This window comes from Enterobacter sp. KBR-315C3_2022, from assembly GCF_041399425.1.
GTDB lineage: Bacteria > Pseudomonadota > Gammaproteobacteria > Enterobacterales > Enterobacteriaceae > Enterobacter.
On sequence record NZ_JBGKEB010000007.1, the window covers coordinates 127,768 to 151,850 of the forward strand.

Annotated in this window: 26 protein-coding genes; 8 read left to right on the forward strand and 18 right to left on the reverse strand. The window is 56.4% G+C overall.

Features of this window, described 5'->3' with window-relative positions; all coding sequences use genetic code 11:
• Position 1: 1 nt before the first annotated feature.
• Positions 2-619, reverse strand: a complete 618-nt coding sequence (locus tag AB8804_RS09750; protein WP_371185417.1) for a trimeric intracellular cation channel family protein — start codon at positions 617-619, stop codon at positions 2-4.
• Between the two features lie 204 nt (positions 620-823).
• Complete coding sequence (locus AB8804_RS09755) at positions 824-1,687, reverse strand: YicC/YloC family endoribonuclease (protein ID WP_371185419.1); 864 nt, start codon at positions 1,685-1,687, stop codon at positions 824-826.
• Positions 1,688-1,811: 124 nt separating this feature from the next.
• On the opposite strand from AB8804_RS09755, the gene rph reads away from it, so the two are divergent.
• Complete coding sequence (gene rph, locus AB8804_RS09760) at positions 1,812-2,528, forward strand: ribonuclease PH (protein WP_112011887.1); 717 nt, start codon at positions 1,812-1,814, stop codon at positions 2,526-2,528.
• Between the two features lie 67 nt (positions 2,529-2,595).
• A complete protein-coding gene (gene pyrE / locus AB8804_RS09765; RefSeq protein ID WP_371185421.1) occupies positions 2,596-3,237 on the forward strand; it encodes an orotate phosphoribosyltransferase in 642 nt (213 codons plus the stop codon).
• Between the two features lie 76 nt (positions 3,238-3,313).
• Here the strand turns inward: pyrE and slmA are convergent, their stop codons facing one another.
• The 3 genes from slmA to coaBC all read right to left on the reverse strand — a co-directional run bounded on the left by slmA (position 3,314) and on the right by coaBC (position 5,677).
• Positions 3,314-3,910: a nucleoid occlusion factor SlmA gene (gene slmA / locus AB8804_RS09770; RefSeq protein ID WP_371185423.1), complete on the reverse strand. Its 597-nt coding sequence runs from the start codon at positions 3,908-3,910 to the stop codon at positions 3,314-3,316.
• 119 nt (positions 3,911-4,029) lie between these two features.
• Positions 4,030-4,488, reverse strand: coding sequence for a dUTP diphosphatase (gene dut, locus AB8804_RS09775; RefSeq protein ID WP_146745779.1), 459 nt, complete (start codon positions 4,486-4,488; stop codon positions 4,030-4,032).
• Positions 4,466-5,677, reverse strand: coding sequence for a bifunctional phosphopantothenoylcysteine decarboxylase/phosphopantothenate--cysteine ligase CoaBC (gene coaBC, locus AB8804_RS09780; protein ID WP_371185599.1), 1,212 nt, complete (start codon positions 5,675-5,677; stop codon positions 4,466-4,468). The genes dut and coaBC overlap by 23 nt, the downstream gene beginning before the upstream one ends.
• 147 nt (positions 5,678-5,824) lie before the next feature.
• On the opposite strand from coaBC, the gene radC reads away from it, so the two are divergent.
• The 4 genes from radC to mutM all read left to right on the forward strand — a co-directional run bounded on the left by radC (position 5,825) and on the right by mutM (position 8,043).
• The gene (gene radC / locus AB8804_RS09785) at positions 5,825-6,517 is read left to right on the forward strand and encodes a DNA repair protein RadC (RefSeq protein ID WP_371185425.1); all 693 of its coding nucleotides are present in this window, start codon (positions 5,825-5,827) and stop codon (positions 6,515-6,517) included.
• A 217-nt stretch (positions 6,518-6,734) separates the two neighbouring features.
• Complete coding sequence (gene rpmB / locus AB8804_RS09790; RefSeq protein ID WP_013511031.1) at positions 6,735-6,971, forward strand: 50S ribosomal protein L28; 237 nt, start codon at positions 6,735-6,737, stop codon at positions 6,969-6,971.
• Between the two features lie 22 nt (positions 6,972-6,993).
• The gene (gene rpmG, locus AB8804_RS09795) at positions 6,994-7,161 is read left to right on the forward strand and encodes a 50S ribosomal protein L33 (RefSeq protein WP_003024094.1); all 168 of its coding nucleotides are present in this window, start codon (positions 6,994-6,996) and stop codon (positions 7,159-7,161) included.
• Between the two features lie 72 nt (positions 7,162-7,233).
• Positions 7,234-8,043 carry a bifunctional DNA-formamidopyrimidine glycosylase/DNA-(apurinic or apyrimidinic site) lyase gene (gene mutM / locus AB8804_RS09800; RefSeq protein WP_371185438.1) on the forward strand — a complete coding sequence of 270 codons (810 nt, stop codon included), beginning with the start codon at positions 7,234-7,236 and terminating at the stop codon, positions 8,041-8,043.
• Positions 8,044-8,085: 42 nt separating this feature from the next.
• On the opposite strand, the gene coaD is transcribed toward mutM, so the two are convergent.
• Genes coaD through rfaQ form a run of 8 tightly spaced genes read right to left on the reverse strand, consistent with a single transcriptional unit; the run spans position 8,086 to position 16,151 of the window.
• Positions 8,086-8,565 (reverse strand): pantetheine-phosphate adenylyltransferase, encoded by a 480-nt coding sequence (coaD, locus tag AB8804_RS09805; RefSeq protein WP_371185440.1) that lies wholly within the window; start codon positions 8,563-8,565, stop codon positions 8,086-8,088.
• A 3-nt stretch (positions 8,566-8,568) separates the two neighbouring features.
• The gene (locus AB8804_RS09810; protein WP_371185442.1) at positions 8,569-9,339 is read right to left on the reverse strand and encodes a glycosyltransferase family 2 protein; all 771 of its coding nucleotides are present in this window, start codon (positions 9,337-9,339) and stop codon (positions 8,569-8,571) included.
• Positions 9,339-10,613: a lipid IV(A) 3-deoxy-D-manno-octulosonic acid transferase gene (waaA, locus tag AB8804_RS09815; protein WP_371185444.1), complete on the reverse strand. Its 1,275-nt coding sequence runs from the start codon at positions 10,611-10,613 to the stop codon at positions 9,339-9,341. Before waaA ends, AB8804_RS09810 begins: the two co-directional genes overlap by 1 nt.
• A 59-nt stretch (positions 10,614-10,672) precedes the next feature.
• Positions 10,673-11,800 (reverse strand): glycosyltransferase family 9 protein, encoded by a 1,128-nt coding sequence (locus tag AB8804_RS09820; protein WP_371185446.1) that lies wholly within the window; start codon positions 11,798-11,800, stop codon positions 10,673-10,675.
• Positions 11,801-11,839: 39 nt separating this feature from the next.
• On the reverse strand, positions 11,840-12,826 hold the full coding sequence (locus AB8804_RS09825; RefSeq protein WP_371185448.1) for a glycosyltransferase: 987 nt from the start codon (positions 12,824-12,826) through the stop codon (positions 11,840-11,842).
• Positions 12,827-12,860: 34 nt separating this feature from the next.
• The gene (locus AB8804_RS09830) at positions 12,861-13,952 is read right to left on the reverse strand and encodes a glycosyltransferase (RefSeq protein WP_371185450.1); all 1,092 of its coding nucleotides are present in this window, start codon (positions 13,950-13,952) and stop codon (positions 12,861-12,863) included.
• Positions 13,949-15,082, reverse strand: coding sequence for a glycosyltransferase family 4 protein (locus AB8804_RS09835; RefSeq protein WP_371185452.1), 1,134 nt, complete (start codon positions 15,080-15,082; stop codon positions 13,949-13,951). The genes AB8804_RS09830 and AB8804_RS09835 overlap by 4 nt, the downstream gene beginning before the upstream one ends.
• Positions 15,075-16,151, reverse strand: a complete 1,077-nt coding sequence (rfaQ, locus tag AB8804_RS09840; RefSeq protein ID WP_371185454.1) for a putative lipopolysaccharide heptosyltransferase III — start codon at positions 16,149-16,151, stop codon at positions 15,075-15,077. Before rfaQ ends, AB8804_RS09835 begins: the two co-directional genes overlap by 8 nt.
• A gap of 111 nt (positions 16,152-16,262) precedes the next feature.
• Here rfaQ and AB8804_RS09845 point away from each other — a divergent pair, with 111 nt between their 5' ends.
• Positions 16,263-17,222 carry a polysaccharide deacetylase family protein gene (locus AB8804_RS09845; protein WP_371185456.1) on the forward strand — a complete coding sequence of 320 codons (960 nt, stop codon included), beginning with the start codon at positions 16,263-16,265 and terminating at the stop codon, positions 17,220-17,222.
• Positions 17,223-17,300: 78 nt separating this feature from the next.
• Here AB8804_RS09845 and AB8804_RS09850 read toward each other — a convergent pair whose 3' ends face one another.
• The 5 genes from AB8804_RS09850 to rfaD are packed head-to-tail and all read right to left on the reverse strand — an operon-like array spanning position 17,301 to position 22,675.
• Complete coding sequence (locus AB8804_RS09850; protein ID WP_371185458.1) at positions 17,301-18,566, reverse strand: O-antigen ligase family protein; 1,266 nt, start codon at positions 18,564-18,566, stop codon at positions 17,301-17,303.
• Positions 18,547-19,722, reverse strand: a complete 1,176-nt coding sequence (locus tag AB8804_RS09855; protein WP_371185601.1) for a glycosyltransferase — start codon at positions 19,720-19,722, stop codon at positions 18,547-18,549. The genes AB8804_RS09850 and AB8804_RS09855 overlap by 20 nt, the downstream gene beginning before the upstream one ends.
• Positions 19,722-20,690 (reverse strand): lipopolysaccharide heptosyltransferase RfaC, encoded by a 969-nt coding sequence (gene rfaC / locus AB8804_RS09860; protein WP_371185460.1) that lies wholly within the window; start codon positions 20,688-20,690, stop codon positions 19,722-19,724. The genes AB8804_RS09855 and rfaC overlap by 1 nt, the downstream gene beginning before the upstream one ends.
• A gap of 3 nt (positions 20,691-20,693) precedes the next feature.
• Positions 20,694-21,740 carry an ADP-heptose--LPS heptosyltransferase RfaF gene (gene rfaF / locus AB8804_RS09865; RefSeq protein ID WP_371185462.1) on the reverse strand — a complete coding sequence of 349 codons (1,047 nt, stop codon included), beginning with the start codon at positions 21,738-21,740 and terminating at the stop codon, positions 20,694-20,696.
• 2 nt (positions 21,741-21,742) lie between these two features.
• A complete protein-coding gene (gene rfaD, locus AB8804_RS09870; protein WP_371185464.1) occupies positions 21,743-22,675 on the reverse strand; it encodes an ADP-glyceromanno-heptose 6-epimerase in 933 nt (310 codons plus the stop codon).
• 208 nt (positions 22,676-22,883) lie between these two features.
• Here rfaD and kbl point away from each other — a divergent pair, with 208 nt between their 5' ends.
• Positions 22,884-24,080: a glycine C-acetyltransferase gene (gene kbl, locus AB8804_RS09875; RefSeq protein WP_371185466.1), complete on the forward strand. Its 1,197-nt coding sequence runs from the start codon at positions 22,884-22,886 to the stop codon at positions 24,078-24,080.
• Positions 24,081-24,083: the final 3 nt, after the last annotated feature.

The following is a 24,083-nucleotide window of genomic DNA, read 5'->3' on the forward strand; positions in this document are numbered from 1 at the left end:
CTCAGTGGGCGTTGTGCTTGTAGTAAAACACCGGGAGTCCGAGTTTGAGGCGCAGCGCCAGCATACGCGCGGTAAAGCCAAACAGCAGGGTGGAGATGACCACGACGTCGTGGTTGGAAACATAGTGCTGCAGGGCAACGTAGAGCACGGCTGCTGCGAAGGATATGCCTGCATAAAGCTCTTTCTGGAAAACCAGCGGGATGCGTTTGCAAAACATATCCCGCAGCACGCCGCCAAAGACACCGGTAATGACGGCCGCGATGGTGGCGATGACGGGCCCTTCACCCATATCGAGCGCTATCTGTGCGCCGATGATTGAGAAGACGATGAGGCCAAGCGCGTCAAGCACCAGAAACAGGCGTCGCAGGTGAGGCATGACGGGGGCGGCAATCGTGGTTAATACAGCGGCCGTGGCTACGATGATCACGTACTCGGGGTGTTTCACCCATCCGAGCGGATAATGGCCCAGCAGGATATCGCGCACGGAGCCGCCCCCCAGCGCGGTCGCGGTTGCGATAATGATCACGCCAAAGGTGTCCATACGACGACGTCCGGCAGCCAGCGCGCCCGTCATGGCTTCGGCGGTGATGCCAATAAGATACAGAATATGAAGCAGCATATAACCTCCGGTCAGAACGCGGGCAGGTTAGCGATTTGTGCGCAATATCACGATTGAGATTTTCTAAGGCGAGTCAGTTTACCCTATAAATTTTTATCACATAATTCTGGTTGGGCTTGATGGAAGGCGGTTAGAGGGAAAAATGCGTGTCTGAATGGATTAGAAATAATAATGGGTGGCGCAGTCGACACCACCCAAGTGGCATTACTCGATATTCTGGATCTGCTCGCGCATCTGCTCGATCAGAACCTTCAACTCAATCGCAGAGTTAGTCACTTCGGCATTGATAGACTTAGAGGCCAGGGTGTTCGACTCGCGGTTGAACTCCTGCATCATGAAGTCGAGGCGGCGGCCAACGGCCTCTTTTTTCTTCAGGATGTTGTAGGTCTCTTTGACGTGCGCCTCCAGACGATCCAGCTCTTCGGCCACGTCCACGCGCTGCGCCATCAGCACCAGCTCTTGCTCCAGACGGGTGTTTTCCAGCTGAACTTCCGCTTCTTCCAGCTTGGCGACAAGGCGCTCGCGCTGCCATTGCAGCACTTCTGGCATGTGGGTGCGAACTTTCGCCACTTCATTGCTCACGCCCTCAAGACGCTGCTCAATCATCCCTTTCAGCGCCTGGCCTTCGGTTTCGCGGGCGATGATAAAATCGTCCAGCGTGCCGTCGAGAGCGGCCAGGATTTCCGCTGCGATTGCGTCCAGGTCCTGCTCACCGGCCGCCATAACGCCGGGCCAGCGCAGAATATCGACCGGGTTGATTTCACCCTCATCGCTCTGCATTTTGACCCAGTTCGCCGCATTCACGAGCTGTTTAGCCAGTTTCTCGTTGAGGATCAGCTCGCCCTGCGCGCTGGCGTCAGGTTCGAAACGCAGGTTACATTCTACTTTTCCGCGCGTCAGACGAGTACGGATACGCTCGCGTACAACGGGCTCAAGGCTGCGGAACTGCTCCGGCATACGGAAATAAGTTTCCAGATAGCGCTGGTTTACCGAACGCATTTCCCAGGTGGCGCTACCCCAGCTACCTTTGATTTCACGGCGGGCGTAGGCGGTCATACTGCGGATCATAGATGTTCCCGTTTTTAAAGGAGAGATGGAGGGATTATAGCTTTCGGGGGCTTCTCAGGATAGGAATAAGCATCCTTTATCCGTATAATGCGCAGCCACATTCGTTTCAAGCCGGAGAATCATCATGCGTCCAGCAGGTCGTAGCGCCAACCAGGTGCGTCCCGTCACTCTGACCCGTAACTATACAAAACACGCAGAAGGCTCCGTGCTGGTTGAGTTTGGTGACACCAAAGTGCTGTGCACTGCCTCTATCGATGAAGGCGTTCCGCGTTTTCTGAAAGGGCAGGGCCAGGGCTGGATCACCGCCGAATACGGTATGCTGCCGCGCGCCACCCACACCCGTAATGCCCGTGAAGCGGCAAAGGGCAAGCAGGGCGGCCGCACTATGGAAATCCAGCGTTTGATCGCCCGTGCTCTCCGCGCCGCGGTTGACCTGAAGACGCTCGGCGAATTTACCATCACTCTGGACTGCGACGTGATTCAGGCCGACGGCGGTACGCGCACCGCGTCTATCACCGGTGCATGCGTTGCGCTGGCAGATGCCCTGAACAAGCTTGTCGCCGCCGGTAAGCTGAAAACCAACCCGATGAAAGGGATGGTGGCAGCCGTTTCCGTTGGGATCGTTAATGGTGAAGCCCTGTGCGATCTGGAATACGTTGAAGATTCCGCAGCGGAAACGGACATGAACGTGGTGATGACCGAAGACGGGCGCATCATCGAGGTGCAGGGTACGGCAGAAGGCGAGCCGTTCACCCATGAAGAACTCCTCACCCTGCTGGCGCTGGCCCGAGGGGGGATCGAATCCATTGTAACGACGCAGAAGGCGGCGTTAGAAAATTGATTTTAAAGGCGACCAATGAGTCGCCTTTTTTTTGCCTGTAAGACAGAAAAAACAGAGGAGCGAATCCATGAAATCGTATCAGCGCCAGTTTATTGAGTTTGCGCTTAACAAGCAGGTACTTAAGTTTGGCGAATTTACGCTGAAATCCGGGCGCAAGAGCCCCTATTTCTTCAATGCCGGGCTGTTTAATACCGGGCGCGATCTGGCACTGTTAGGCCGCTTCTACGCCGAAGCGCTGGTGGATTCAGGGATTGATTTTGACCTGCTTTTTGGCCCGGCCTACAAAGGCATTCCGATAGCAACGACAACGGCGGTTGCGCTGGCGGAGCATCACGATCGCGATGTGCCGTACTGCTTTAACCGTAAAGAGGCCAAAACGCACGGCGAAGGCGGCAATCTGGTCGGAAGCGAGCTTCAGGGCCGCGTAATGCTGGTGGACGATGTGATCACCGCCGGGACTGCCATTCGGGAATCGATGGAGATTATCCAGGCCAACGGCGCGACGCTGGCGGGCGTGCTCATCTCTTTAGATCGCCAGGAGCGCGGGCGCGGCGAAATTTCCGCGATTCAGGAAGTTGAGCGCGATTACGGCTGCAAGGTGACGTCGATTATTACCCTGAAAGACCTGATTGCCTATCTGGAAGAGAAGCCGGAGAGGGCGGATCATCTGGCGGCGGTACGCGCTTATCGGGAAGCGTTTGGCGTGTGATGTATTTGCCCGGTGGCGCTAGCGCTTACCGGGCCTACGGGATGCGTAGGCCCGGTAAGCCGTCATCCGGCAAAGATTACTGCAGCTGTGCTGCAACCAGCGGCCAGCGGGCGTCAAAATCTTCCGTTGGGCAGTATTTAAATTCGCTGCGCACAAAGCGGGAGAGCATCCCTTCACAAAACGCCAGAATCTGGCTGGCCAGCAGCGTTTCATCAGTAGCGTAACCCTCGCCTTCACGCATTTTCTTCTCACGCAGAACCTGGCGCAGCTGCGCTTCGATCCGTTCGAAAAGCTGGTTAATGCGCCCCTGAAGACGGTCTTGCTCGAACATGAGCGCGTGGCCGGTCAGGATACGGGTCAAGCCGGGATTGCGTTCGCCAAAGCCCAGAATCAACAGCACAATCAGACGCAGACGCGCGGTGGTGTCTTTCTCATCTTTAAGAATCAGGTTGATGCGCGTGATCAGGCTGTCTTCAATAAATTCGATCAGGCTGTCGAACATCCGGGTTTTACTCGGAAAATGACGGTACAGCGCCGCCTCTGACACGCCTACGGAAGCGGCCAGCTTTGCGGTGGTGATGCGCTGACTGCCATCGCTGGATTCAAGCATCAGAGCCAGAGATTGAAGTATTTCTTCGCGACGATTCCTTTTCGCGGTTTGTTTTTCTGCCATGTTACAAAATACCCCTGAAAATAAGCACTGCCAGGCTGGCATCCACACAACGACCGCAAACGACAGTTTGCGGTTTGTTATTGCATTATGGCGCGGTGAGATGCGTGTCTATCGGACGATTATTTGCGTCCGGAATGGCCGAAGCCGCCTTCGCCACGGTCGGTAGCGTCGAAATCTTCTACCAGGTTAAATTCGGCCTGTACCACCGGTACAAAGACCATTTGTGCGATACGCTCGCCGGGCTCAATGGTGAAGCTGTCCTGACCGCGGTTCCATACGGACACCATCAGCTGCCCCTGATAGTCAGAATCGATCAGGCCGACCAGGTTACCCAGCACGATGCCGTGCTTATGGCCCAGCCCAGAGCGAGGCAGGATTACTGCCGCCAGGGACGGGTCAGCAATGTGAATGGCCAGGCCCGTTGGGAGCAGGGTCGTTGCGCCCGGAGCCAGCTCTACGGCGTCATCGAGACAGGCGCGCAGGTCAAGACCGGCAGAGCCGGAGGTGGCATAGGTTGGCAGCGCAAACTGCTTGCCAACGCGCGGGTCCAGAATCTTAACGTCGATTTTTTTCATCATAACGGGTAACGATCTCGTCCAGTAATTGTTGGCCCAGGAGTTCCTTGCGCTCAAGCGGTAAGATTTTATCTCCATCCTGCCAGAAAAGGTGCAGTGCGTTGCTATCGCTGTTAAATCCTTGCGTGGATAGCGATACGTCGTTCGCGCAAATCAAATCGAGGTTTTTGCGGGTACGTTTTTGCCGGGCATATTCTTCCACATTATTCGTTTCGGCGGCAAACCCAACAACGTAAGGCCGGCGGTCTTTCAGTGCGGCAACCCCGGCAACAATATCCGGGTTTTTGACCATTTTTATTGTCAATTCATCGCCTTGCTTTTTGATTTTGGCATCGGCAATGGTTTCGGCACGGTAGTCGGCGACGGCAGCACAACCGATAAAAATGTGCTGTTTTTGAGCATGCGCCTGCACGGCGGCCTCCATCTCCAGCGCAGTGGTGACGTCAATGCGCTGAACGAACGGCGGCGTTGATAGCGAAACCGGGCCGCTTACCAGCGTGACGTTCGCGCCGCGTTTGGCCGCTGCGGCAGCAATGGCGAAGCCCATCTTACCGGAGCTGTGGTTGGTGATATAGCGCACCGGGTCCAGCGGCTCGCGCGTCGGGCCTGCGGTAATCATGATGTTGAGATGTTGCAGATCGTTGACAGGCGAGAAGTGCGAAGCCGCCATGTCAACGATAGTCAGCGGGTCGAGCATACGCCCCGGGCCTACGTCACCACACGCCTGGCTACCGCTGTCCGGCCCCCAAATCAGCAGGCCGCGCGAGGCCAGCGTCTCAAGGTTATGCTGGGTGGCGGCGTTGCGGTACATCTGCTGGTTCATGGCCGGAACAATGGCGACGGGCGCTGGCGTGGCAAGGCAAATGGTAGAGACCAGATCGTTCGCCATACCCGCTGCGACGCGAGCAATCAAATCTGCCGTGGCGGGTGCCAGAATAACCAGATCCGCCCATTTACCCAGCTCGATATGGCCCATTGCGGCCTCTGCCGCGGGATCGAGCAGGCTGTCGGAAACGGGATAGCCCGAAACGGCCTGCAGGCTCAGAGGCGTGATAAAGGCTTTGCCGCCTTCGGTTATTGCCACCCGCACGTCGGCCCCGCGCTCGCGCAAACGGCGCACCAGGTCAGGCGTTTTATAGGCGGCAATGCCGCCGCTCACGCCAAGAACGATTTTTTTACCGGCCAGGCTCATCATGATTCTTTCCTGTTGGGTTTCACCAGAGAGCGGGCATTTTATCACAATCCTAAAAGTGGGGTGGTGCTGTCCGTTATCCACTTTGCGAGGCGTTACGCAAGAACGCGAATTGAAGGTCGAACATCCCGTTAGCGTTGTGGCAGCATGGCGACAGCCATAAGGAGACCGATCGTGGAAGAGACTGTACCGCTGCTGCCGCGCGAAAAAATGCTGCGCTATGGAGTAACGTCGTTGAGCGATGCCGAGCTGCTGGCGTTGTTCTTGCGCACCGGAACGTCGGGCAAAACCGTTTTCGTTCTGGCGCGTGATTTAATTGCGCATTTTGGCTCGTTGCATGGCCTGCTGACCGCCGACATGGAGGCGTTTAAGGACGTTGACGGCATTGGCGTGGCGAAATTTGCCCAGATCAAAGGCATTGCCGAGCTTGCCCGGCGTTTTTATACCGTTCGAATGCAGGAGGAAGACCCGATACTGACGCCGGAAATGACGCGCGATTTTCTGCAAAGCCAGCTGGCAGACGCGGAGCGCGAGATCTTTATGGCGATCTTTCTCGACAATAAAAACCGCGTGCTGAAGCATTGCCATCTGTTTTCAGGTACATTAAGCCACGTTGAGGTTCATCCGCGAGTCATTGTGCGGGAAGCGATAAAAGTGAATGCAGCCGGCGTGATCCTCGCGCATAATCACCCCTCTGGCTGTGCAGAACCAAGTAGAGCCGACAAAGAAATTACCCGGCGCATTATCAAATGCTGCCAAATCATGGATATTCGCGTGCTGGATCATCTGATTATTGGTCGCGGAGAGTACATTTCCTTCGCCGAACAGGGTTGGATTTAGACTATTTCTCGCGATCCATCGGGATCTTTGTCTGTTCGGGACTTGAGCACACCGCCGAGTCAGCGTATACTACGCCACCTTTGAGAATCTCGGGTTTGGCATTTGGGCCTGGCAATCGAGAGTTCAATAGAACTATGCGATGACCGGGCTGTAAAGCCTGACGAGGCGCCGATACCCCATACGAAGCTCGAGCTAATTTGATTTTTGGAGAATAGACATGTCCCGAGTCTGCCAAGTTACTGGCAAGCGTCCGGTGACCGGTAATAACCGTTCCCACGCACTGAACGCGACTAAACGCCGTTTCCTGCCGAACCTGCACTCTCACCGTTTCTGGGTTGAGAGCGAGAAGCGTTTTGTCACCCTGCGCGTATCTGCTAAAGGTATGCGTGTAATTGATAAGAAAGGCATCGATACAGTTCTGGCTGAAATCCGTGCCCGTGGCGAAAAGTACTAAGTACTTAAAGAGGAAATAAATCATGGCTAAAGGTATTCGTGAGAAAATCAAGCTGGTTTCTTCTGCTGGTACTGGTCACTTCTACACCACCACGAAGAACAAGCGTACTAAGCCGGAAAAACTGGAACTGAAAAAGTTCGATCCAGTTGTCCGTCAGCACGTACTGTACAAAGAAGCTAAAATTAAATAATTTTAGCCTTCCTGTACTGAAAAACCCCGCAACTGCGGGGTTTTTTGCATTCTGCATCTCAACGGAGGAACCATGCCTGAATTACCCGAGGTAGAGACTAGCCGCCGTGGCATCGAGCCGCATCTGGCTGGCGCAACAATTCTTCATGCTGTCGTTCGCAACGGTCGGCTTCGCTGGCCGGTCTCCGATGAGATCCATGCCCTGAGCGATAAGCCTGTTCTCAGCGTTCAGCGGCGCGCTAAATACCTTCTGCTGGAGCTTCCTGACGGCTGGATTATCATCCACCTTGGGATGTCCGGCAGCCTGCGTATCCTTACCGAAGAGCTCCCGGCGGAAAAGCACGATCACGTTGACCTGGTGATGAGCAACGGCAAGGTGCTGCGCTATACCGATCCGCGTCGTTTCGGCGCGTGGCTGTGGACGAAAGAGCTCGAAGGGCATAGCGCACTGGCGCACCTGGGGCCGGAGCCGCTCTCTGACGCGTTTAACGCAGAATACCTGCAGCAGAAGTGCGCGAAGAAGAAAACCCCGATTAAGCCCTGGCTGATGGATAACAAGCTGGTGGTTGGCGTGGGGAACATCTACGCCAGCGAATCGCTGTTTGCGGCCGGGATCCATCCCGATCGGCTGGCCTCTTCGCTCTCGCCGCAGGAGTGCGCGCTGTTGGTCAGAGTGATTAAGGCCGTGCTGCTGCGCTCGATTGAGCAGGGGGGAACGACGCTGAAGGATTTCCTGCAAAGCGACGGCAAGCCGGGCTATTTTGCGCAGGAGCTGCAGGTCTATGGTCGAAAAGGGGAGCCGTGCAGGGTGTGCGGAACGCCGATTATTGCGACAAAGCACGCGCAGCGCGCGACGTTCTACTGCCGCCAGTGTCAGAAGTAGGGCCATTGCTGGCCGGGCAGGCGTCGCCCGGCAATCAGACGGCTACTTTAGCTTTTCCATTAACGCCTGGTGAACGTTAGCCGGCAGGAAATGGGTCACGTCGCCCTGGTGCCGCGCAACCTCCTTCACCAGCGAGGAGGAGATGAACGACCACTCTTTCGACGGCATCAGGAATACGCTTTCCAGTTCAGGCATCAGGTGGCGGTTCATGTGCGCCAGCTGCATTTCATATTCAAAGTCCGCCACCGCGCGCAGGCCGCGGATCAGAATGTTGGCCTGCTGGGCGCGAGCGAAGTTGGCCATTAGGTCGCTAAACCCGACCACCTCAACGTTTGGCAGATGCGCAGTGGCATCCGTCGCCAGCTGAACGCGCTCGTTCAGGTCAAACATGGGTTTCTTGGAGGGGCTGGAAGCAATCGCCAGAACCACCTTGTCGAACATGCTCGCCGCACGGGTGATGATATCAAGATGACCGTTGGTGATCGGATCGAAGGTACCCGGATAAATCGCTTTTGTGCTCATGGCTCACGTTTTCTCTGAGTAGCCGCGGCACAGCGCCCACAGCTCGGTGTATTTGTTGAAAGTATACTGGGCATTTACCACTGCCAGTAACCATCCCTGCTTGCCGTCCAGCACGCCGCCGCGCAGCAGCAGCGTTTTCAGAAACGCGCCCAGCGTATGGGTAAAGATTCCGGTCAACGAGGCCTTCTTGCCGCGCTGGTGACGCTCCTGCGCCCACGCGGTGGCGTAGTTAAGCTGCTTGCGCTGGAAGCTGGCAAAGTCGCGGCAGGTCAGGTGAAGCAGGTCGCCCGCGAGCGGGATCACCGCCGCGCCGTCGCTGGCCAGCGATTCATGCACCAGATTATCGTTGTAGCGATAGCGCTCGCGCTCGTAAAGGCGCGTAACGCGATCGGGATACCAGCCGCTGTGGCGCATAAAGCGGCCAAGGAAGTAGTTCCGACGCGCGATGCTGTAGACCGCACCGGGCTGCGGGGCAGCGAGAACCGCCTGAATCGACTGCTTCAGCTCCGGCGTGATGCGCTCATCGGTGTCGATCATCAGGACATAATCGCCGGTGGCGTAAGACTGCGCGCGCTGGCGCTGGATGCCGTAGCCTTGCCAGTCTGTATCGACATAGACGTTTACGCCCGCGGCTCGGGCAACATCTACGGTGGCATCATCGCTGCCGGAATCCAGCAGGACGATCTCGTCGGCCCAGGCGACCGAAGCCAGGCAGTCCGGCAGCAGGTCGGCGGCGTTTTTGGCGATCATCACGACCGACAGGCGCGTAGGCATCAGTGGCTCCGCTGGGGCAGATAGGGTTGCAGCAGCTGCAGCAGGCGGGTCAGCGCGCCCTGGTTCTGGTGCAGCACTTCGACGGCATGGCGGCCGTACCACAGGCGGTAATCTTCGTCGGTGAGAAGGGTAGAAACCTCTTTCACCACTGAATCGGCATCGGTCACGGTAATCAGGCCGTCGGCCTGCTGCAGCTTGGCGCAGATATCTTTGAAGTTGAACGTGTGCGGGCCCATCAGCACCGGGATGGCGTGCGCGGCAGGCTCAAGCGGGTTATGGCCGCCGCGCTCAACCAGGCTGCCGCCCACAAACGCCAGATCGGCAATTCCATAAAGGAGCATCAGCTCGCCCATCGTATCGCCAATCACCACCTGCGTGCTGCCGGAAGGCACTTCACCGCTGCTGCGCAGGGTAAAGCTGAAGCCGCCTTTCTGCACCATCTCACGGGCATCTTTAAAGCGCTCCGGGTGGCGTGGAACCAGAATCAGCAGCAGGTCCGGGAACTGCTCAAGCAGCCTGCGGTGCGCCTGGAGGATAATCTCTTCTTCGCCGTCGTGGGTGCTGGTGGCAATCCACACCTGACGGCGCGGGGCCCACTGGCGGCGCAGCGTTACCGCGCGGGCAGCCAGTTCGGGCGTGACGGAAATATCAAACTTCAGGCTGCCGGTCACCGCCAGCTGGTTGCGTTTGAGGCCAAGGGCGATAAAACGCTCCGCGTCTTCTTCGTTCTGGGCGGCAATCAGCGTGATTTTGCCCAACAGACGACGCATCGCTTTCCCGAGCTTGCCGTACCCTTTCGCCGAGCGCTCAGAGAGGCGGGCGTTGGCAATCACCAGCGGGATTTTACGGGCGTTGAGGGCTGAAATCATATTGGGCCACAGCTCGGTTTCCATCACGATCACCAGCTTAGGGCGAACGGTGTTGAGGAAGCGGTTCATGGCGCAGGGCAGATCGTACGGCAGGTAGACGTGATGGACGTCTTTACCGAATGCGGACATCACGCGTTCGGAGCCGGTAGGCGTCATGGTGGTGACGGTGATCGGCAGTGACGGGTAGCGGTGGCGCAGCGCGCGCACCAGCGGGATCGCCGCCAGCGTCTCACCGACAGAAACGGAATGCAGCAGTATTCCCTCTGGCGCAACCTTGTTTTTACAATATCCATAACGCTCGGCCCAGCGTTTTCTGTAAGCGGGAGCCTTCCTGCTACGGAGGAGCAAGCGCAGCCAGACCAGCGGTTGTATAAGGTAAAGCAAAGTGGTGTAAAGCAATTCCAAGGGTTCTATCCGTTTTTATGTTTCGGCGGGCAAATTCTAAGCATTTAGCGGTACTAAAGCTATCTCTTTGGCTCTGTTGCCTGCGCGGAGGCGTCCAGAGCGGGCTTTGCCGCCAGACACTGGTTAATGGCGCTATACACATCCGCGACGGCGATCCGGCTGATGCCGACGTTTTCATCATCTGACACCAGCACGTGATGCAGGGTGCTGTCCTGCATGGGTGCCGCGCCGTCAACGTACATTTGACCGCCGTACAGCCCAACGGTTGGCGTTTTCAGGGCAACGGCGATATGAAGCGGGCCGGTATCCCCCACCACGAGGCAGGTAAAGCCAGCAATTTTTGCCGCCAGTTGTATAAGGTTAGTCGTTCCCGCCAGATTGTGAACGCGCGCTTGTGGGCTCGGCAGGGCATCAATAATGCGCTGGTTGAGCGCCTTTTCCGCGTTTGCGCCGATCAGCGCGATCTCAAGATCGGCATGCTGCGCTAAGAGCATGTCGATAACCTGAGCGAACTTTTCCACCGGCCAGCAGCGTTCCAGGCTCGATGCACCAGCGTGTATGCCGACAACCCTTTTTTCTGGCCGCTCTGGCGTGAAGGGCGCAGGAATAAACATCTCTTTCGACGGCATATCGATGCCAATCGACTTCAGAAGCTGCGCTTTTTGATCGATGAGATGAATATTGCCCTGCTTTCGGTTATCAAAATGGGCGGACAAAAATCGCGCCAGCGCGAAGTTTTCCTGGCCCTGATAGTCGTTGTAATAGACGTCCTTGAAGATATACGTTGAGCGGCCGAGCGAGGCGGCAATGATGTCGTAAGGCGTGCGGGAGTGAAGGATAAACGTGGCGTCGACCCTGTGCTTGCGCAGGAATCCGGCCAGCTTCAGCACGTCGTTCGCCTTTCCGTTCCAGTAGAAGATATCCGCGAACAGCTCGCTTCCCGCCGCGAGCGCGTCGTTGCGCTGGTTCATTACCAGCAGCAGCTTTGCGTCAGGCCAGCGCGCTTTTAAGGCTGCGATCGCCGGCGTATTGAGGATGAAATCCCCGAGGGCCGTCGTCGAGAAGATCGCGATGGTTTTCAGCTTATCTTCGGGTGAGAAACGCGTGATTTTTTTCACGCTGTAGCCGGTGGCTTTCCACAGCGTCAGAAATACGCCTGCGGCTACCTGTTTTGCAACTTTGCTCATAACTCTCCGTTGCCGTTGTTCAACGGCCCGCGTACCTGTTTAATTATTCAACATTTTCTTTAAGCGCAAGTAACGGCGGCCAAGGCGCCAGCGCAGGCGTAAATCGTGAGCGTTAGTCCAGATGAGTTGCCAAATCCCGCGCTCGAAAAACTCGCGAATCAGGGACTTTTGTTTTTCTTTGTCTTTCATCTCATCGATGGTGTGGATAATGCCCAAACCCTCTTTTGCTATCTGCCAGCGACAGGCTTTGATATCGCGCGTTTTATCGGCATAGCGCCTGTTGATGGCATCCAGCATTTCGAGAATTTTCATATAGTGGTGCGCAGAGCGAATCAACGTGTCGTCGGTATCGGGCTTATGCGAGACGGACTCCGAATGGATGTAATAATCGTAAAACGTCTTCTCTGTGTACTGCACCCGCTCGGCGGCAAGTAAAACTTCCGTGGTCCACGGGATATCCTGGTGGCGCAGGCCGGGCTCAAAGGAAAAGTTCATCTGGCGGATAAAGGCGAGCCGGTAAATGTTCAGCCAGGTGACGTGCAGGAACTTACGCGAATCCAGCGCGCGCTTTAGCCAGACGTGGCCCGGCAGCACCGGCGTTGAAGAGAGCCGGTCGGCAGGGAAAATGGGCTGTGGCTCGCGGCGATCTTCGTAGACATAGCGTCCGTTGCACGTTGCCACATCAAGGCCGTTCTCTTCAGCCATGTTCAACAGCGTGGTGTACATGTCGGGATAAAGCTTGTCGTCGATGTCCGGGAAGGTCACGTATTTGCCCGATGCGACGGCCAGCCCCGTGTTGCGCGCAACCGACACGCCCTGATTGGGCTGGCTAATGACCTTCATATTGCTGAATTTCGTCTGCCATGCTTCCAGGATTGCCAGGCTGGAATCGGTGGAGCCGTCGTTCACCATGATCATTTCGACATCGCTAAGCTGCTGCTGCTCAATACACCTGAAGAAGGCATCGAGAAACTTTTCACCGTTATACACAGCGGCCACGATGCTTAGTAAAGGTGCGTTAGTCATATGAAACCTATTAATAGACAATGGGATCGTCAAGTTAGCGATGAAGGTTGCGATATTCTTCGCATATCGTGTTGACGTCGAATCGCGCAAGCTGGGTGGTGTCGATTGCCGGCGGACAATCGTAGATGCTTCGCATCGTCCGGGCCAAATCGTGGCTGTTCAGCTCGCTCAAGCCCTGCTGCAAAACACCGGTCAAAATCTCGACCGGGCCTCCCGGACAGCGGGTACTGACCACCGCGGTCCCTAAGATGAGCGCTTCTACCAGCACGTTGCCAAAACCTTCGCTGTCCGAGCTGACAACCAGCAGGCGCGCATGCTTAATCCACGGGAGCGGGTTGGTCTGGAACCCTTTGAAAAGCACCCTGTCGCCGACGCCCGAACGCGCGGCCAGTTCCCGCAGACGTGCCTCCTGTTCAGCATTTCCCTGACCCAGCAGCACCAGCGGCGCGCGAATGCCGCTTTCTGCGTAAGCTTCAATCAGGCGGTCGTGACGCTTTGCCGCGTGAAAGCGGCCAACGTGAATAAGATAATCTTCGCCCGCCATTTCGCAGGGTGCCTGCGCGTTTTCCCGGATAGCGTCAAGATCGAACGGGTTGTAAATCGTACACAGCTTTGCTGGCGTAACGTCAAACGCGTCAATCAGATCCTGCCCCACGGCGCGCGACACGCCAACCACGCGCTGCTGCTGATAAACGCGCTTAATTTTTTGCTTTTTAAGCCAGCGGGAGAGCCCGGTTTTGTTGCCGAGGTAGGAGGCGGAGAACACGCCATGCAGGCAAAACCAGAGGTTGTGATGCCTCAGATGCTTGCTGCGCGCCACGATGCGGTCGGTTTTGTGCAGGTTGGATAGCACCAGGTCGAATTTGCCCTCCTGCTCCGCTTCAGCGATGGCGCGGTCCAGCTGCGCGGCCCGACGCGAGAGTTCGGTGAGCTTGCGCCACGGCGTCCGGCAGCGGTCGGCGATAACGCGGTAGTCCAGCCCTTCCGGCAGCGGGTAGGCGCAAACGTCCCTGAGTGAGAAAAGCGAAACGCGGTCGCCTTTACGAATAAAGTTCTCCGCCAGCGTTAACACCACTTTTTCCGCGCCACCGCCGGGCAGGCCATCAATGACGAGCAAAATTCTCATTTTTTCTCCAGAAGTGCCTGATAAAAAGCAACCAGCTCTGTCGACAGGCGTTCAGATGTGCAGCCCATAATGCGCTCCCTGGCGCGTAGCGCGGGATCTGAGCCTAACGCGCGGGCAGGTAACGCCATCACCGCCTGCGTCAGCGCGCTAACGTCCAGCGCGTCGCAGACGTAGCCGTTGACGCCCTGCTGGATAAACTCGGCGCCGCCGCAGCCCGTGCTGGAGATGACAGGCAGGCCGCAGGCCATTGCTTCCAGAATGACGTTAGGGAACGGATCGTAAAGCGTGGGCAGCAGCAGGCCGTCCGCCATCTGGTAAAACGGCAGCGTTTCCTGCTGAACGCCAAAAAAGTGGACTCGCGCTTCGCAGCCCAGCGCTTTCGCAAGCTGCTGGTAGCGTGGCTGGTCTTTATCTTTACCGACGACCAGGAGATGACGATCGGTCGGGGCAATCGCCTGAATCGCGGCGCTCAGGCCTTTGCGCTCAAAGCCGGAGCCGACAAAAATCAGGCAGCTCGCCTTTTCGGGGATGTGCCACTGCTGGCGTAGCGCCTGCAGCGCCTCTTCAGAAGGCGGCAGGAAGCGCTGGCTATCAATGGCGTTATAAATGACCCGGATTTTGTTCTCAGAAATGCCAAAATCCTCAACGATCTCGCGTTTAACCATCTCAGAGTTGCAAATCACGCCGCGTAGCTCGCTGGCGTGATACATCTCTTTTTCCGCCTGAATGACATAGCGGTGATAGCGATCGTTAAGCAGGCGCTTTTGCTGCCATGCGGGCAGAATACGGCAGCGCTGCTCAAGCCATCGGGAGTGAACGCCATCGCCTGCGCGATACAGATCGCAGCCGGGAATTCGCTCGTGGCTTTGAACGAGGTCAAACTGCTCGGCCTGCCATAATTTTCGGGCGGCGTGGGCGAAACCGCGCTCGCGGCTGATTCTGCCCCACTTCATCGGGTTACAGATATGGATGTGCCACTCGGGCTTGACCGGGCCGTCCCACTCGCGGGTAATCACGTTAAGCTCAAGATCCTGAGCGTCCAGCGCTTCGAGCGCGCGCGAAACGAACCGTTCAGCGCCGCCGTCCGGGCGGTACTTTTGTCTGACGATCGCCAGGCGATATTTATTCATGTAACAACCTTTTCGCCGCGTCAATCACGACGGAAGCGGGGATCAAATCCAGATAGCGTTCGCTGGTGCGGGTATCAATGTCGTCGGGATCGGGAAGCTGCCCGTAATCCCCCGCCCAGATAACATCTCCTTTGGCCTGCCAGGGGCGCCAGAACGTCAGCTTAGACGGGCCGAACAGGGCGATGAGCGGCGTTTGCAGCGCGGCCGCCATATGCATCGGGACCGAGTCGACGCCAATAAAGAGTGAAGCATGGTCGATGAGCGCCGCCAGCTGGCGTAGCGTTAGCTGTCCGGCGAGCGTGAGCGTTTTATCGCTTCGGCAGCCGGAAAGGATGGTATCGACCATCTGGCGCTCCTTCTCGTCCGGACCGGATGTGATGACCACGCGATGACCGGCATCGGTGAGCGCCCGGATAACCTCGGCCATTCTCTCTTCCCGCCAGCATTTGAAGAACCAGCGCGACGTCGGCTGAACGACAACATAGCTGCCCGCATTTTCAGGCAGCAGAGACTGACAGAACTGCCAGTCATCTGGCGTATAGGCCATGGTGGCGGGCGCGGTGCGGGCGTCGATGCCCAGCGGAGCAAGAATGGACAGGTTTTGCTCTACGGTATGCAGGCCAGCGTGATCCTCGGTAGAGACGAGATCGGTATGGCAGGCTTTCCACAGCGGATGATTACGTTTCGGGAAGGCAAAGCCAATGCGCCGCGGCGCGCCGGTAAAGCGCGTGATAATGGCGCTGCGCCACTGGTCGGCCAGGTTGAGCACAAGATCATAGCGCTTCTGGCGAAGCTGAGAGAGAAGCTGCCATTCCTGGCTAATCTGGAAGCGGACCCCCTGCTTTTTCCAGCGGCGGTCGATGGCATAAATGTGGTGGATTTCGCCGTAGGCTGACAGCATACTCCGGGTTTCTTCATAGAGAAGAACGTCGATCTCGGCATCAGGGTAGCGTTCTTTCAGTGCATGAACGACCGGTGTAACCAGCAGCATATCCCCATGGTGCCGTAGTTTGATAATCAGAATACGAGAGGGGGTCATCGGTTTCCCGGAGGATGTTTTTAAGGTCATGCTTAACTCTTCGCCTGAGGCCCAATGGTCGATTTTAGGTGATTAGTCTGACTGAGAAAAGCTTTGTGTTACCCTAGCGAGGGGTAGCGTAACACTGTAAGGATGGTCCCAATGACTAAACCGGCGTTTCTGATAACGATTGATACTGAAGGGGATAACCTCTGGCAGAAGCACAGCAGTATCACCACCGAAAACGCGCGCTTCTTACCGCGTTTTCAAGCGCTCTGTGAAAAATACCGTTTTAAACCGGTTTATCTGACCAACTACGAGATGGCGGTCGATCCGTTTTACGTGGAGTTTGCGCGTGACGTCATTGCGCGCGGAACCGGCGAAGTGGGGATGCATCTGCATGCCTGGAACAGCCCGCCGGAAGTGCCGCTGACGGACGACGACTGGCGCTACAAGCCCTATCTTATCGAATATCCCGATGCGCAGATGCGGGAGAAAGTCGAGTTTATGACGCACCTGCTGGAAGACACCTTCCAGACCAAAATGGTCAGCCACCGGGCGGGCCGCTGGGCATTTGATGAGCGCTACGCGCGTTTGCTGGTGGAGCTCGGTTATCAGGTTGATTGTTCGGTTACGCCGAAAGTGGACTGGCGCACGGCAAAAGGCGCGCCGCAGGGGACGGGCGGTACGGACTATCGTCATTTCCCACACCATGCCTACTTTATGGATGAGAACGACATCAGTAAGCCCGGAACCTCTTCGCTGCTCGAGGTGCCAATGAGCATTCAGCACAAGCATTCCGCGCTGATTAATACTCTCAAGCAGGGCTACGACCGCCTGAGAGGTAAAGTTCGCTCGCCTTCCGTCAACTGGCTGCGTCCAGCGGGTGGCAACGTCGACACGATGAAACGCGTCGTTCAGCAAACCCTCGAGCAGGGCAGCGATTACGTTGAATACATGCTGCATTCCTCGGAATACATGCCGGGCGGCAGCCCAACGTTTAAAACCGATGCAGAAATTGAAGGGCTGTATGACGATCTGGACGCGCTGTTCAGCTTCCTGCAAAACCAGTGCGAAGGCATGACGCTGGCAGAGTACTACCAGCGTAAAACGAGCGTGTAGGGGCTATTCTTCGGTAAAGGTGAGGCCTGCGCGGATTTGTATCATGCCCCTGAACGTTTTGCCCAGGGGCATCTTTGATTACCTGGCGGGATGAGGCGTTGCAGCCTCGACAGACAGATCGTTTCTTTTCCCCAAAAACACCATCGCCGTCAAAAGCCCAATAACATAGACAATCAATCCTTCCCGACTGAAGAAAATAACATCGCTTAAGCCGTAGACGATCAGGCTAAGCGTGATAACCATCAGGGTAGAGTTTCGATTTCGCCACGAGCACCAGAGGAGTGCGAGGTAAAAGAGTATGAGTGCGGCCGCGCCAGCAACGCCGCGCAGGGAGTAGTTATCAATTAATTCATTATGCAAGTGAACGTTCATATACGGGACGGAACCACTAAGCGAGCTGTCTTTTTTCGCAAGCTGCTTAATTAACGCATTACGTGCTTCTGCAGATTGCCCCAAAGGAGCCGCCGAACCCGTCTCTGCACCGACCTGGACCATTGCCACGCGGGCACCGACAGAGGTGCGGCTATTATTACTAACCTGAAACTTCTTAATATCGCTTTGCAGGGCGTGCAGGCGCGTCTCCAGCGGCTTGTGGAAGATATAAACCCCCGCCGCTAATAAACAGGACAGGCATAAAATTATCTTTATAAGATGCTGCTTGTTAACGTTGCCGTGGGTAAATGCCAAAAGCAGACACAAAATGGGGTAGCTCAAAATTGCAGCCCGTGTGCCCGTGAAAATAATCGCACTGAACGTCAGGCCAATGGTAAAAGCGAAGAGCACGTATCTGACCCAGCCATGGCGATTTAATACCGCATGGAGCATCAGAATATCGATGACCGTAATAATATAGGCTGCCACCGTTGCCCGATCGAAACCGAGTTCAATTCGCTGTTCCGAATGGAAGTTGTACTGATGGATCGCATACAGGTTGGTTAAAATACCACCGATAATGAAAATGGCGTCCAGCAGCTGAGGGTTATGTCTTATTCTGAAGTTGGAAAAAATAAAGATGAGCACGGCGAACAGCAAAATAATTTTGCCGGATGTTTCATAGCTGTTGTAAACATCCCAATAGGCGCCGTCGTTTTTGAACATCGCAACCCAAATGAGAATGGATCCCGCAAGAAATAACGATGCAAGCGTCGGCATAAGGTTTTCTATAGGCCTGTGGATCCGTTTATAGCATATAAACATCGCCAAAATAGCCACATAACCCGCCGTGTAGAAAATTTTTCGAGGGCGAGCAGAATCAAAAATAAGCAGATACTGAGATGCTAACATCATTAAAAAAGCAATAAAAAGTACCACGTCGAGCGAAAGCTTATCTTTTATTGTTTTCATCAACAACTTCCAGAATTGTAGCGTTAAATTCGCTAATAAAATTTTTATAATCAAAATGTTGAGCGACATGCGTAAATGCGTTTGCACGCCATGTCGCATAATCATCGCCAGCAATTTTTATAACGGCATTCGCGACGGCGTTAGGGTCCATCAGCATCGGGCTCACCATACGGTCCTGCTCTGGAGAATAGACGTCATAGGGGAAATTCACATTTATTCCGGTTAACGTTTTATGCGCTTCCGGAGAGACGTCAGGCACGATGCCTACGCCGCATACGCCGTCTTCAACCACTTCCGGCTGCCCGTCAATCATCGGGAAAATCACCGGCACGCCATAGAACAAGGCTTCCATGCAGGACAGCCCAAAGGGTTCAGTCACAGGCGTACTCAGATAGATATCGATAGCGTTGAAAAAGCCGGTCAAATCGTCCTGAAAGCCTAAAAATTTCACGTGCTTGGTGATGCCGAGTTTATCTGCCAGCTGGCGAAAAGCCTCTTCATCCGGCCCTTTTCCGGCAATATCCAGCGTCACGTCCATACCGCGATCCTGAAGCGTTTTGAGCGCCAGCAGCGCCACGCTGATACCTTTTAGTCCTACGAGGCGGGCAGCGACGCCTAAACGCAGCGGCGCCGTCAGCGTTTTTTCACCCCGGTTTATCCCCGGCGGCGGCTGAATGCGGTTGATCACGGTTTTCACCGGGCAGTCAGGATCGAAGCGCAGCTCCACAACGCGCTTCGAGGCTTTGGCAGCCGAGATACATCCGTCGAGCAGCGCGAAAAACGCCAGATTCTTTTTGCTGTGCGCATACCGCCATGAGCAGCCATGATCGTAATAGATGACTTTTCCCCGCGAAGGTTTTCCTGCAAAACCGGGGATCAGATCCCAGATAATCACCGCATCGGGCTTCGCAAACCACAGTTTTGTCTGTAGCGCGAATTTTCGCATAAAGACGGGGTATTTCACCGTGACAGAATTTATGATTCTGTTAACAAAGGTTATTTTCTTACCCGTTAAGTGCTGCTCGATTTCAGGACCGATATGGTTGCTGATGCAAAAAATAATATCGTCTGCTGAAGTCGCGTCATTGATATATTGCAGGAACAGACGCTCGACACCGCCCATCTTTGCGAGGTTAATAATATGAAGCTTGCGCATCAAAACGCTCCTGTTCCTTTAATAAAATCATAAATTTCCTGCGGCGAAATATCGGACATTAATCCGCTTTTTGAAAGGAGATAATGCTGATTTTGCCCATAGCCGCCAATCAATCCTGGATCTGTTGGCCCGTAAAGCGTGACGTTAGGGCGGCTTAGCGCTGCGCTGAGATGGCTAAGGCCGGTGTCTACCGAAACAATCTGTTTAGCATTTGCCAGCTGCCGCGCAACGTTCTCAAGGCTCATGCGCGGTAAAACCGTCACATTCGCCGCGCCTTCCGCCAGCCGCTTCGCCCGCGCTTCCTCATGGGGTGCGCCCCACGGCAGTCGAATCTCAATATCCTGGTCGGCCAGCAGCTGGATGAGCGCTTTCCAATGGGATTCCGGCCAGTGCTTATCATCGCGCGTGGTGGCGTGCAGGAAGATGAAATACGGTTTTTGCGCGTCTTCGCCTTCAAGCAGGAAACGCTGCGCGATCGCGTAGTCACCCTGCGCGTCCGGTTTTGCATAGCCCAGGCTTTTGGCAAACAGCTCGCGGATGCGTTCTACCGCATGCTGGTCTTTGGCGATGTGGTGCCGACGGCTGTAGAACAGGCTCGCCAGCGGCTCGCGGGCAGTTTGCCAATCCATGCCGTGTTTAACGCCACGCCCCAAACGGGTGACCAGCGCGGCGCTTTTGACCAGCCCCTGCGCGTCGATAATGGCATCGTAATGCTGTAAGCGTACGGCATCGCGAAAGGCCTGGCGCTCGGCTTTGATCGGCGCGGAGAACCACGCCTTGCGCCAGCGGCGGATCGCCACCGGTATCACGCGGTCCACGGCCTCATGCCAGGTGGGGATCTGGGCAAAGCCTTCTTCAACCACCCAGTCAAAGCGAATGCCGGGAATGGCGCGCATGGCGTCCGTCAGCGACGGCAGGGTGTGGAGCACATCCCCCATGGAGGACGTTTTAACGATCAATACCCGCATGCGTTACCCTTCTTCGCTCAACAGCAGTTCGTTAAGCTCTTCGAGGACGCGCTGCGGCGTGATATCGATCAGGCTCTGGTGATAGCCTTCAGCGGCATCGCCTTTACGGACTTTGTGGTAGCCGGTGATCAGGCGAATGACGCGCGCCTTGTGGGACAGCGGCGGCGTGAAGTCCGGGCTGCTTGGGCCGTACAGCGCCACCAGCGGGCGGTTCAGCGCGGCGGCGACGTGCATCAGGCCGGAGTCGTTCGTTACCACGGCTTTGCAGGCGGCAAGCAGAATAACGGCCTGCTCCAGCTGGGTTTCCCCGGCCAGATTACGGCACCAGGCCTGCTGTTCGGTACTTAACGCGGCGAGAATTTCGTTGCCCGCGTCGTGATCCTTCGCGGAGCCAAACAGCACGATCTGGTGGCCCTCGTCGATAAGTTCTTTGGCCAGTTCCGCATAGTGATAGTGCGGCCAGCGCTTCGCCGGGCCGAATTCTGCGCCGGGGCAGAAGCCGATCATCGGGCGCTCAGGGGAAAGACCAAACGCGCTGCAGGTTTGGGATTTTTCGCCGTCGTTAACCTGCAGCTGCGGCCACAGCAGCGGCTGCGGCAGATCTTTCGCGCTGCGCATCACGCCCTTGTCGTAGGCCAGCGCCACATAGCGCTCGACCATCAGCGGCCACGCCTCTTTATCCAGCACGCGCGCGTCGTTCAGCAGGCCGTAGCGCATTTCACCGCGCCAGCCGGTGCGGTGGGGAATGCCCGCAAAGAAGGGCACGAGAGCAGACTTAAAGGAGTTAGGCAGGACATACGCGCGGTCGTAGCGCGCGTCGCGCAGGCTATGCCCAAGCTTGCGGCGTTCGCCAATTTCCAGCGCCCCGTGGCCGAGCGGCATCGGGATCGCTTCGTTGACTTCCGGCATGCGCGACAGCAGCGGACGGCACCACGCGGGTGCCATCACGTCGATGATTGCCTGGGGATAGCGCGCCTTGAGCGTGCGATAGAGACTTTGCGACATCATCATGTCGCCCACCCATGACGGGCCGATCACCAGAATTCTCATACTTACGCGTCGCGATTCAGCCAGGCCATATATTCCGTTACGCCTTCGGCAACGGTCTTGAACGGCTTGTCGTAGCCCGCTTTGCGCAGGTTAGTCAGGTCAGCCTGGGTGAACGCCTGGTAACGGCCTTTCAGCTTATCCGGGAACGGAATGTACTCGATGCTGCCTTTTTTGTGGTACGCCAGCGTCGCGTCGGCCACCGCCTGGAAGGATTCCGCGCGGCCCGTGCCGAGGTTAAAGATGCCGGATACGCCGTTTTCCCAGAACCACAGGTTCACTGCCGCCACGTCGCCCACGTAGACGAAGTCGCGCTTGAAGCCGTCGCTGCCTTCGAACAGTTTCGGGCTTTCGCCGTTGTTCAGCTGGGTGTTCAGGTGGAACGCCACGCTCGCCATGCTGCCTTTGTGGCCTTCGCGCGGGCCGTAAACGTTGAAGTAGCGGAAGCCAACGATCTGCGAGTTCGCTTCCGGCAGGATCTGACGCACGTATTCGTCGAACAGGAACTTGGAGTAACCGTAGACGTTCAGCGGCTGTTCGTATTCGCGGGATTCGATAAAGTCAGAGGAGCGGCCGCCGTAGGTCGCCGCGGAAGAGGCGTACAGGAACGGAATTTCACGCTCCAGGCAGTAGTGCAGGATCTCTTTGGAGTACTGATAGTTGTTGTCCATCATGTACTTGCCGTCCCACTCGGTGGTGGAAGAGCACGCGCCTTCGTGGAAGATGGCTTCGATCTCGCCGAACTCTTCACCCGCCATAATCTGGATAAGGAAGTCTTCTTTATCCATATAGTCAGCGATGTTCAGATCCACCAGGTTCACAAACTTGGTGCCGTCTTTCAGGTTATCCACCACCAGGATGTCGGTGATGCCTTTGTCATTGAGGGCCTTAACGATGTTGCTGCCGATAAAGCCCGCGCCGCCGGTAACGATGATCATAACTGTAACCTTTGAAGTGTGAGTCGGGGACAATCCCGAACGCTAATCTCTTTATCATATCATCACAATGCTCAGGCTTCATTCACCTTCACCGCACAGGGGTACGCGTGATTTATGCTGCAAAAACGACAAGAGATACTGCGTCATCTCGTCATGAAGTATAGGTTTGGGTAATATGTCCCGAAATTTGCCGAGTCTGGAGAATGCAATGCGTGGTGATTTTTACAAACAGTTAAACAGCGACCTCGACACCGCCCGCGCGGAAGGGTTGTTCAAAGAAGAGCGTATTATCACGTCTGCACAGCAGGCGGACATCACCGTTGCCGACGGCAGCCACGTGATCAACTTTTGTGCGAACAACTACTTAGGTCTGGCGAATCACCCAGAGCTGATTGCCGCGGCGAAAAGCGGCATGGACTCCCACGGCTTCGGCATGGCCTCCGTGCGCTTTATCTGCGGCACGCAGGACAGCCACAAGCAGCTCGAGCAGAAGCTGGCCAACTTCCTCGGAATGGAAGACGCGATCCTCTACTCCTCCTGCTTCGACGCCAACGGCGGCCTGTTTGAGACCCTGCTCGGCGCTGAAGACGCGATTATCTCCGACGCCCTGAACCACGCCTCCATCATTGACGGCGTGCGCCTGTGCAAAGCGAAGCGCTTCCGCTACGCCAATAACGATATGGTCGAGCTGGAAGAACGCCTGAAGGAGGCGCGCGCGGCCGGCGCTCGCCACGTGCTAATCGCCACCGACGGCGTGTTCTCCATGGACGGCGTGATCGCCAACCTGAAGGGCGTGTGCGACCTGGCCGATAAGTACGACGCGCTGGTAATGGTCGATGACTCCCACGCCGTTGGCTTTGTCGGCGAAAACGGCCGCGGCTCGCACGAATACTGCGACGTCATGGGCCGCGTGGACATCATCACCGGCACGCTGGGCAAAGCGCTCGGCGGCGCGTCCGGCGGCTATACCGCCGCGCGCAAAGAGGTGGTGGAGTGGCTGCGCCAGCGCTCCCGCCCGTATCTGTTCTCCAACTCCCTGGCTCCGGCGATCGTTGCCGCCTCCATCAAGGTGCTGGAGATGGTCGAGTCCGGCGCTGAACTGCGCGACCGCCTGTGGTCCAACGCGCGCCTGTTCCGTGAAAAAATGAGCGCGGCAGGCTTCACCCTGGCCGGTGCTGACCACGCGATCATCCCTGTGATGCTTGGCGACGCGGTGGTGGCGCAGAAATTTGCCCGCGAGCTGCAAAAAGAGGGGATTTACGTCACCGGGTTCTTCTTCCCGGTGGTGCCAAAAGGTCAGGCGCGTATCCGCACCCAGATGTCTGCGGCGCATTCGCCTGAACAAATTGAGCGTGCGGTAGAAGCCTTTACCCGCATCGGTAAACAGCTGGGCGTCATTGCCTGAGGA

Bases quoted from the DNA above. Each gene is read 5' to 3' on its own strand.
- pyrE (WP_371185421.1), top strand. From the start codon at position 2,596: ATGAAATCGTATCAGCGCCAGTTTATTGAGTTTGCGCTTAACAAGCAG.
- rfaF (WP_371185462.1), bottom strand. From the start codon at position 21,740: ATGAGAATTCTGGTGATCGGCCCGTCATGGGTGGGCGACATGATGATG.
- AB8804_RS09750 (WP_371185417.1), bottom strand. From the start codon at position 619: ATGCTGCTTCATATTCTGTATCTTATTGGCATCACCGCCGAAGCCATG.
- AB8804_RS09755 (WP_371185419.1), bottom strand. From the start codon at position 1,687: ATGATCCGCAGTATGACCGCCTACGCCCGCCGTGAAATCAAAGGTAGC.
- AB8804_RS09835 (WP_371185452.1), bottom strand. From the start codon at position 15,082: ATGAATAAATATCGCCTGGCGATCGTCAGACAAAAGTACCGCCCGGAC.
- slmA (WP_371185423.1), bottom strand. From the start codon at position 3,910: ATGGCAGAAAAACAAACCGCGAAAAGGAATCGTCGCGAAGAAATACTT.
- kbl (WP_371185466.1), top strand. From the start codon at position 22,884: ATGCGTGGTGATTTTTACAAACAGTTAAACAGCGACCTCGACACCGCC.
- dut (WP_146745779.1), bottom strand. From the start codon at position 4,488: ATGATGAAAAAAATCGACGTTAAGATTCTGGACCCGCGCGTTGGCAAG.
- AB8804_RS09855 (WP_371185601.1), bottom strand. From the start codon at position 19,722: ATGCGCAAGCTTCATATTATTAACCTCGCAAAGATGGGCGGTGTCGAG.
- rpmB (WP_013511031.1), top strand. From the start codon at position 6,735: ATGTCCCGAGTCTGCCAAGTTACTGGCAAGCGTCCGGTGACCGGTAAT.
- AB8804_RS09825 (WP_371185448.1), bottom strand. From the start codon at position 12,826: ATGACTAACGCACCTTTACTAAGCATCGTGGCCGCTGTGTATAACGGT.
- rfaD (WP_371185464.1), bottom strand. From the start codon at position 22,675: ATGATCATCGTTACCGGCGGCGCGGGCTTTATCGGCAGCAACATCGTT.
- rfaQ (WP_371185454.1), bottom strand. From the start codon at position 16,151: ATGACCTTAAAAACATCCTCCGGGAAACCGATGACCCCCTCTCGTATT.
- rpmG (WP_003024094.1), top strand. From the start codon at position 6,994: ATGGCTAAAGGTATTCGTGAGAAAATCAAGCTGGTTTCTTCTGCTGGT.
- coaD (WP_371185440.1), bottom strand. From the start codon at position 8,565: ATGAGCACAAAAGCGATTTATCCGGGTACCTTCGATCCGATCACCAAC.
- mutM (WP_371185438.1), top strand. From the start codon at position 7,234: ATGCCTGAATTACCCGAGGTAGAGACTAGCCGCCGTGGCATCGAGCCG.
- rfaC (WP_371185460.1), bottom strand. From the start codon at position 20,690: ATGCGGGTATTGATCGTTAAAACGTCCTCCATGGGGGATGTGCTCCAC.
- AB8804_RS09810 (WP_371185442.1), bottom strand. From the start codon at position 9,339: ATGCCTACGCGCCTGTCGGTCGTGATGATCGCCAAAAACGCCGCCGAC.
- rph (WP_112011887.1), top strand. From the start codon at position 1,812: ATGCGTCCAGCAGGTCGTAGCGCCAACCAGGTGCGTCCCGTCACTCTG.
- AB8804_RS09820 (WP_371185446.1), bottom strand. From the start codon at position 11,800: ATGAGCAAAGTTGCAAAACAGGTAGCCGCAGGCGTATTTCTGACGCTG.
- AB8804_RS09850 (WP_371185458.1), bottom strand. From the start codon at position 18,566: ATGAAAACAATAAAAGATAAGCTTTCGCTCGACGTGGTACTTTTTATT.
- AB8804_RS09845 (WP_371185456.1), top strand. From the start codon at position 16,263: ATGACTAAACCGGCGTTTCTGATAACGATTGATACTGAAGGGGATAAC.
- AB8804_RS09830 (WP_371185450.1), bottom strand. From the start codon at position 13,952: ATGAGAATTTTGCTCGTCATTGATGGCCTGCCCGGCGGTGGCGCGGAA.
- coaBC (WP_371185599.1), bottom strand. From the start codon at position 5,677: ATGAGCCTGGCCGGTAAAAAAATCGTTCTTGGCGTGAGCGGCGGCATT.
- radC (WP_371185425.1), top strand. From the start codon at position 5,825: ATGGCGACAGCCATAAGGAGACCGATCGTGGAAGAGACTGTACCGCTG.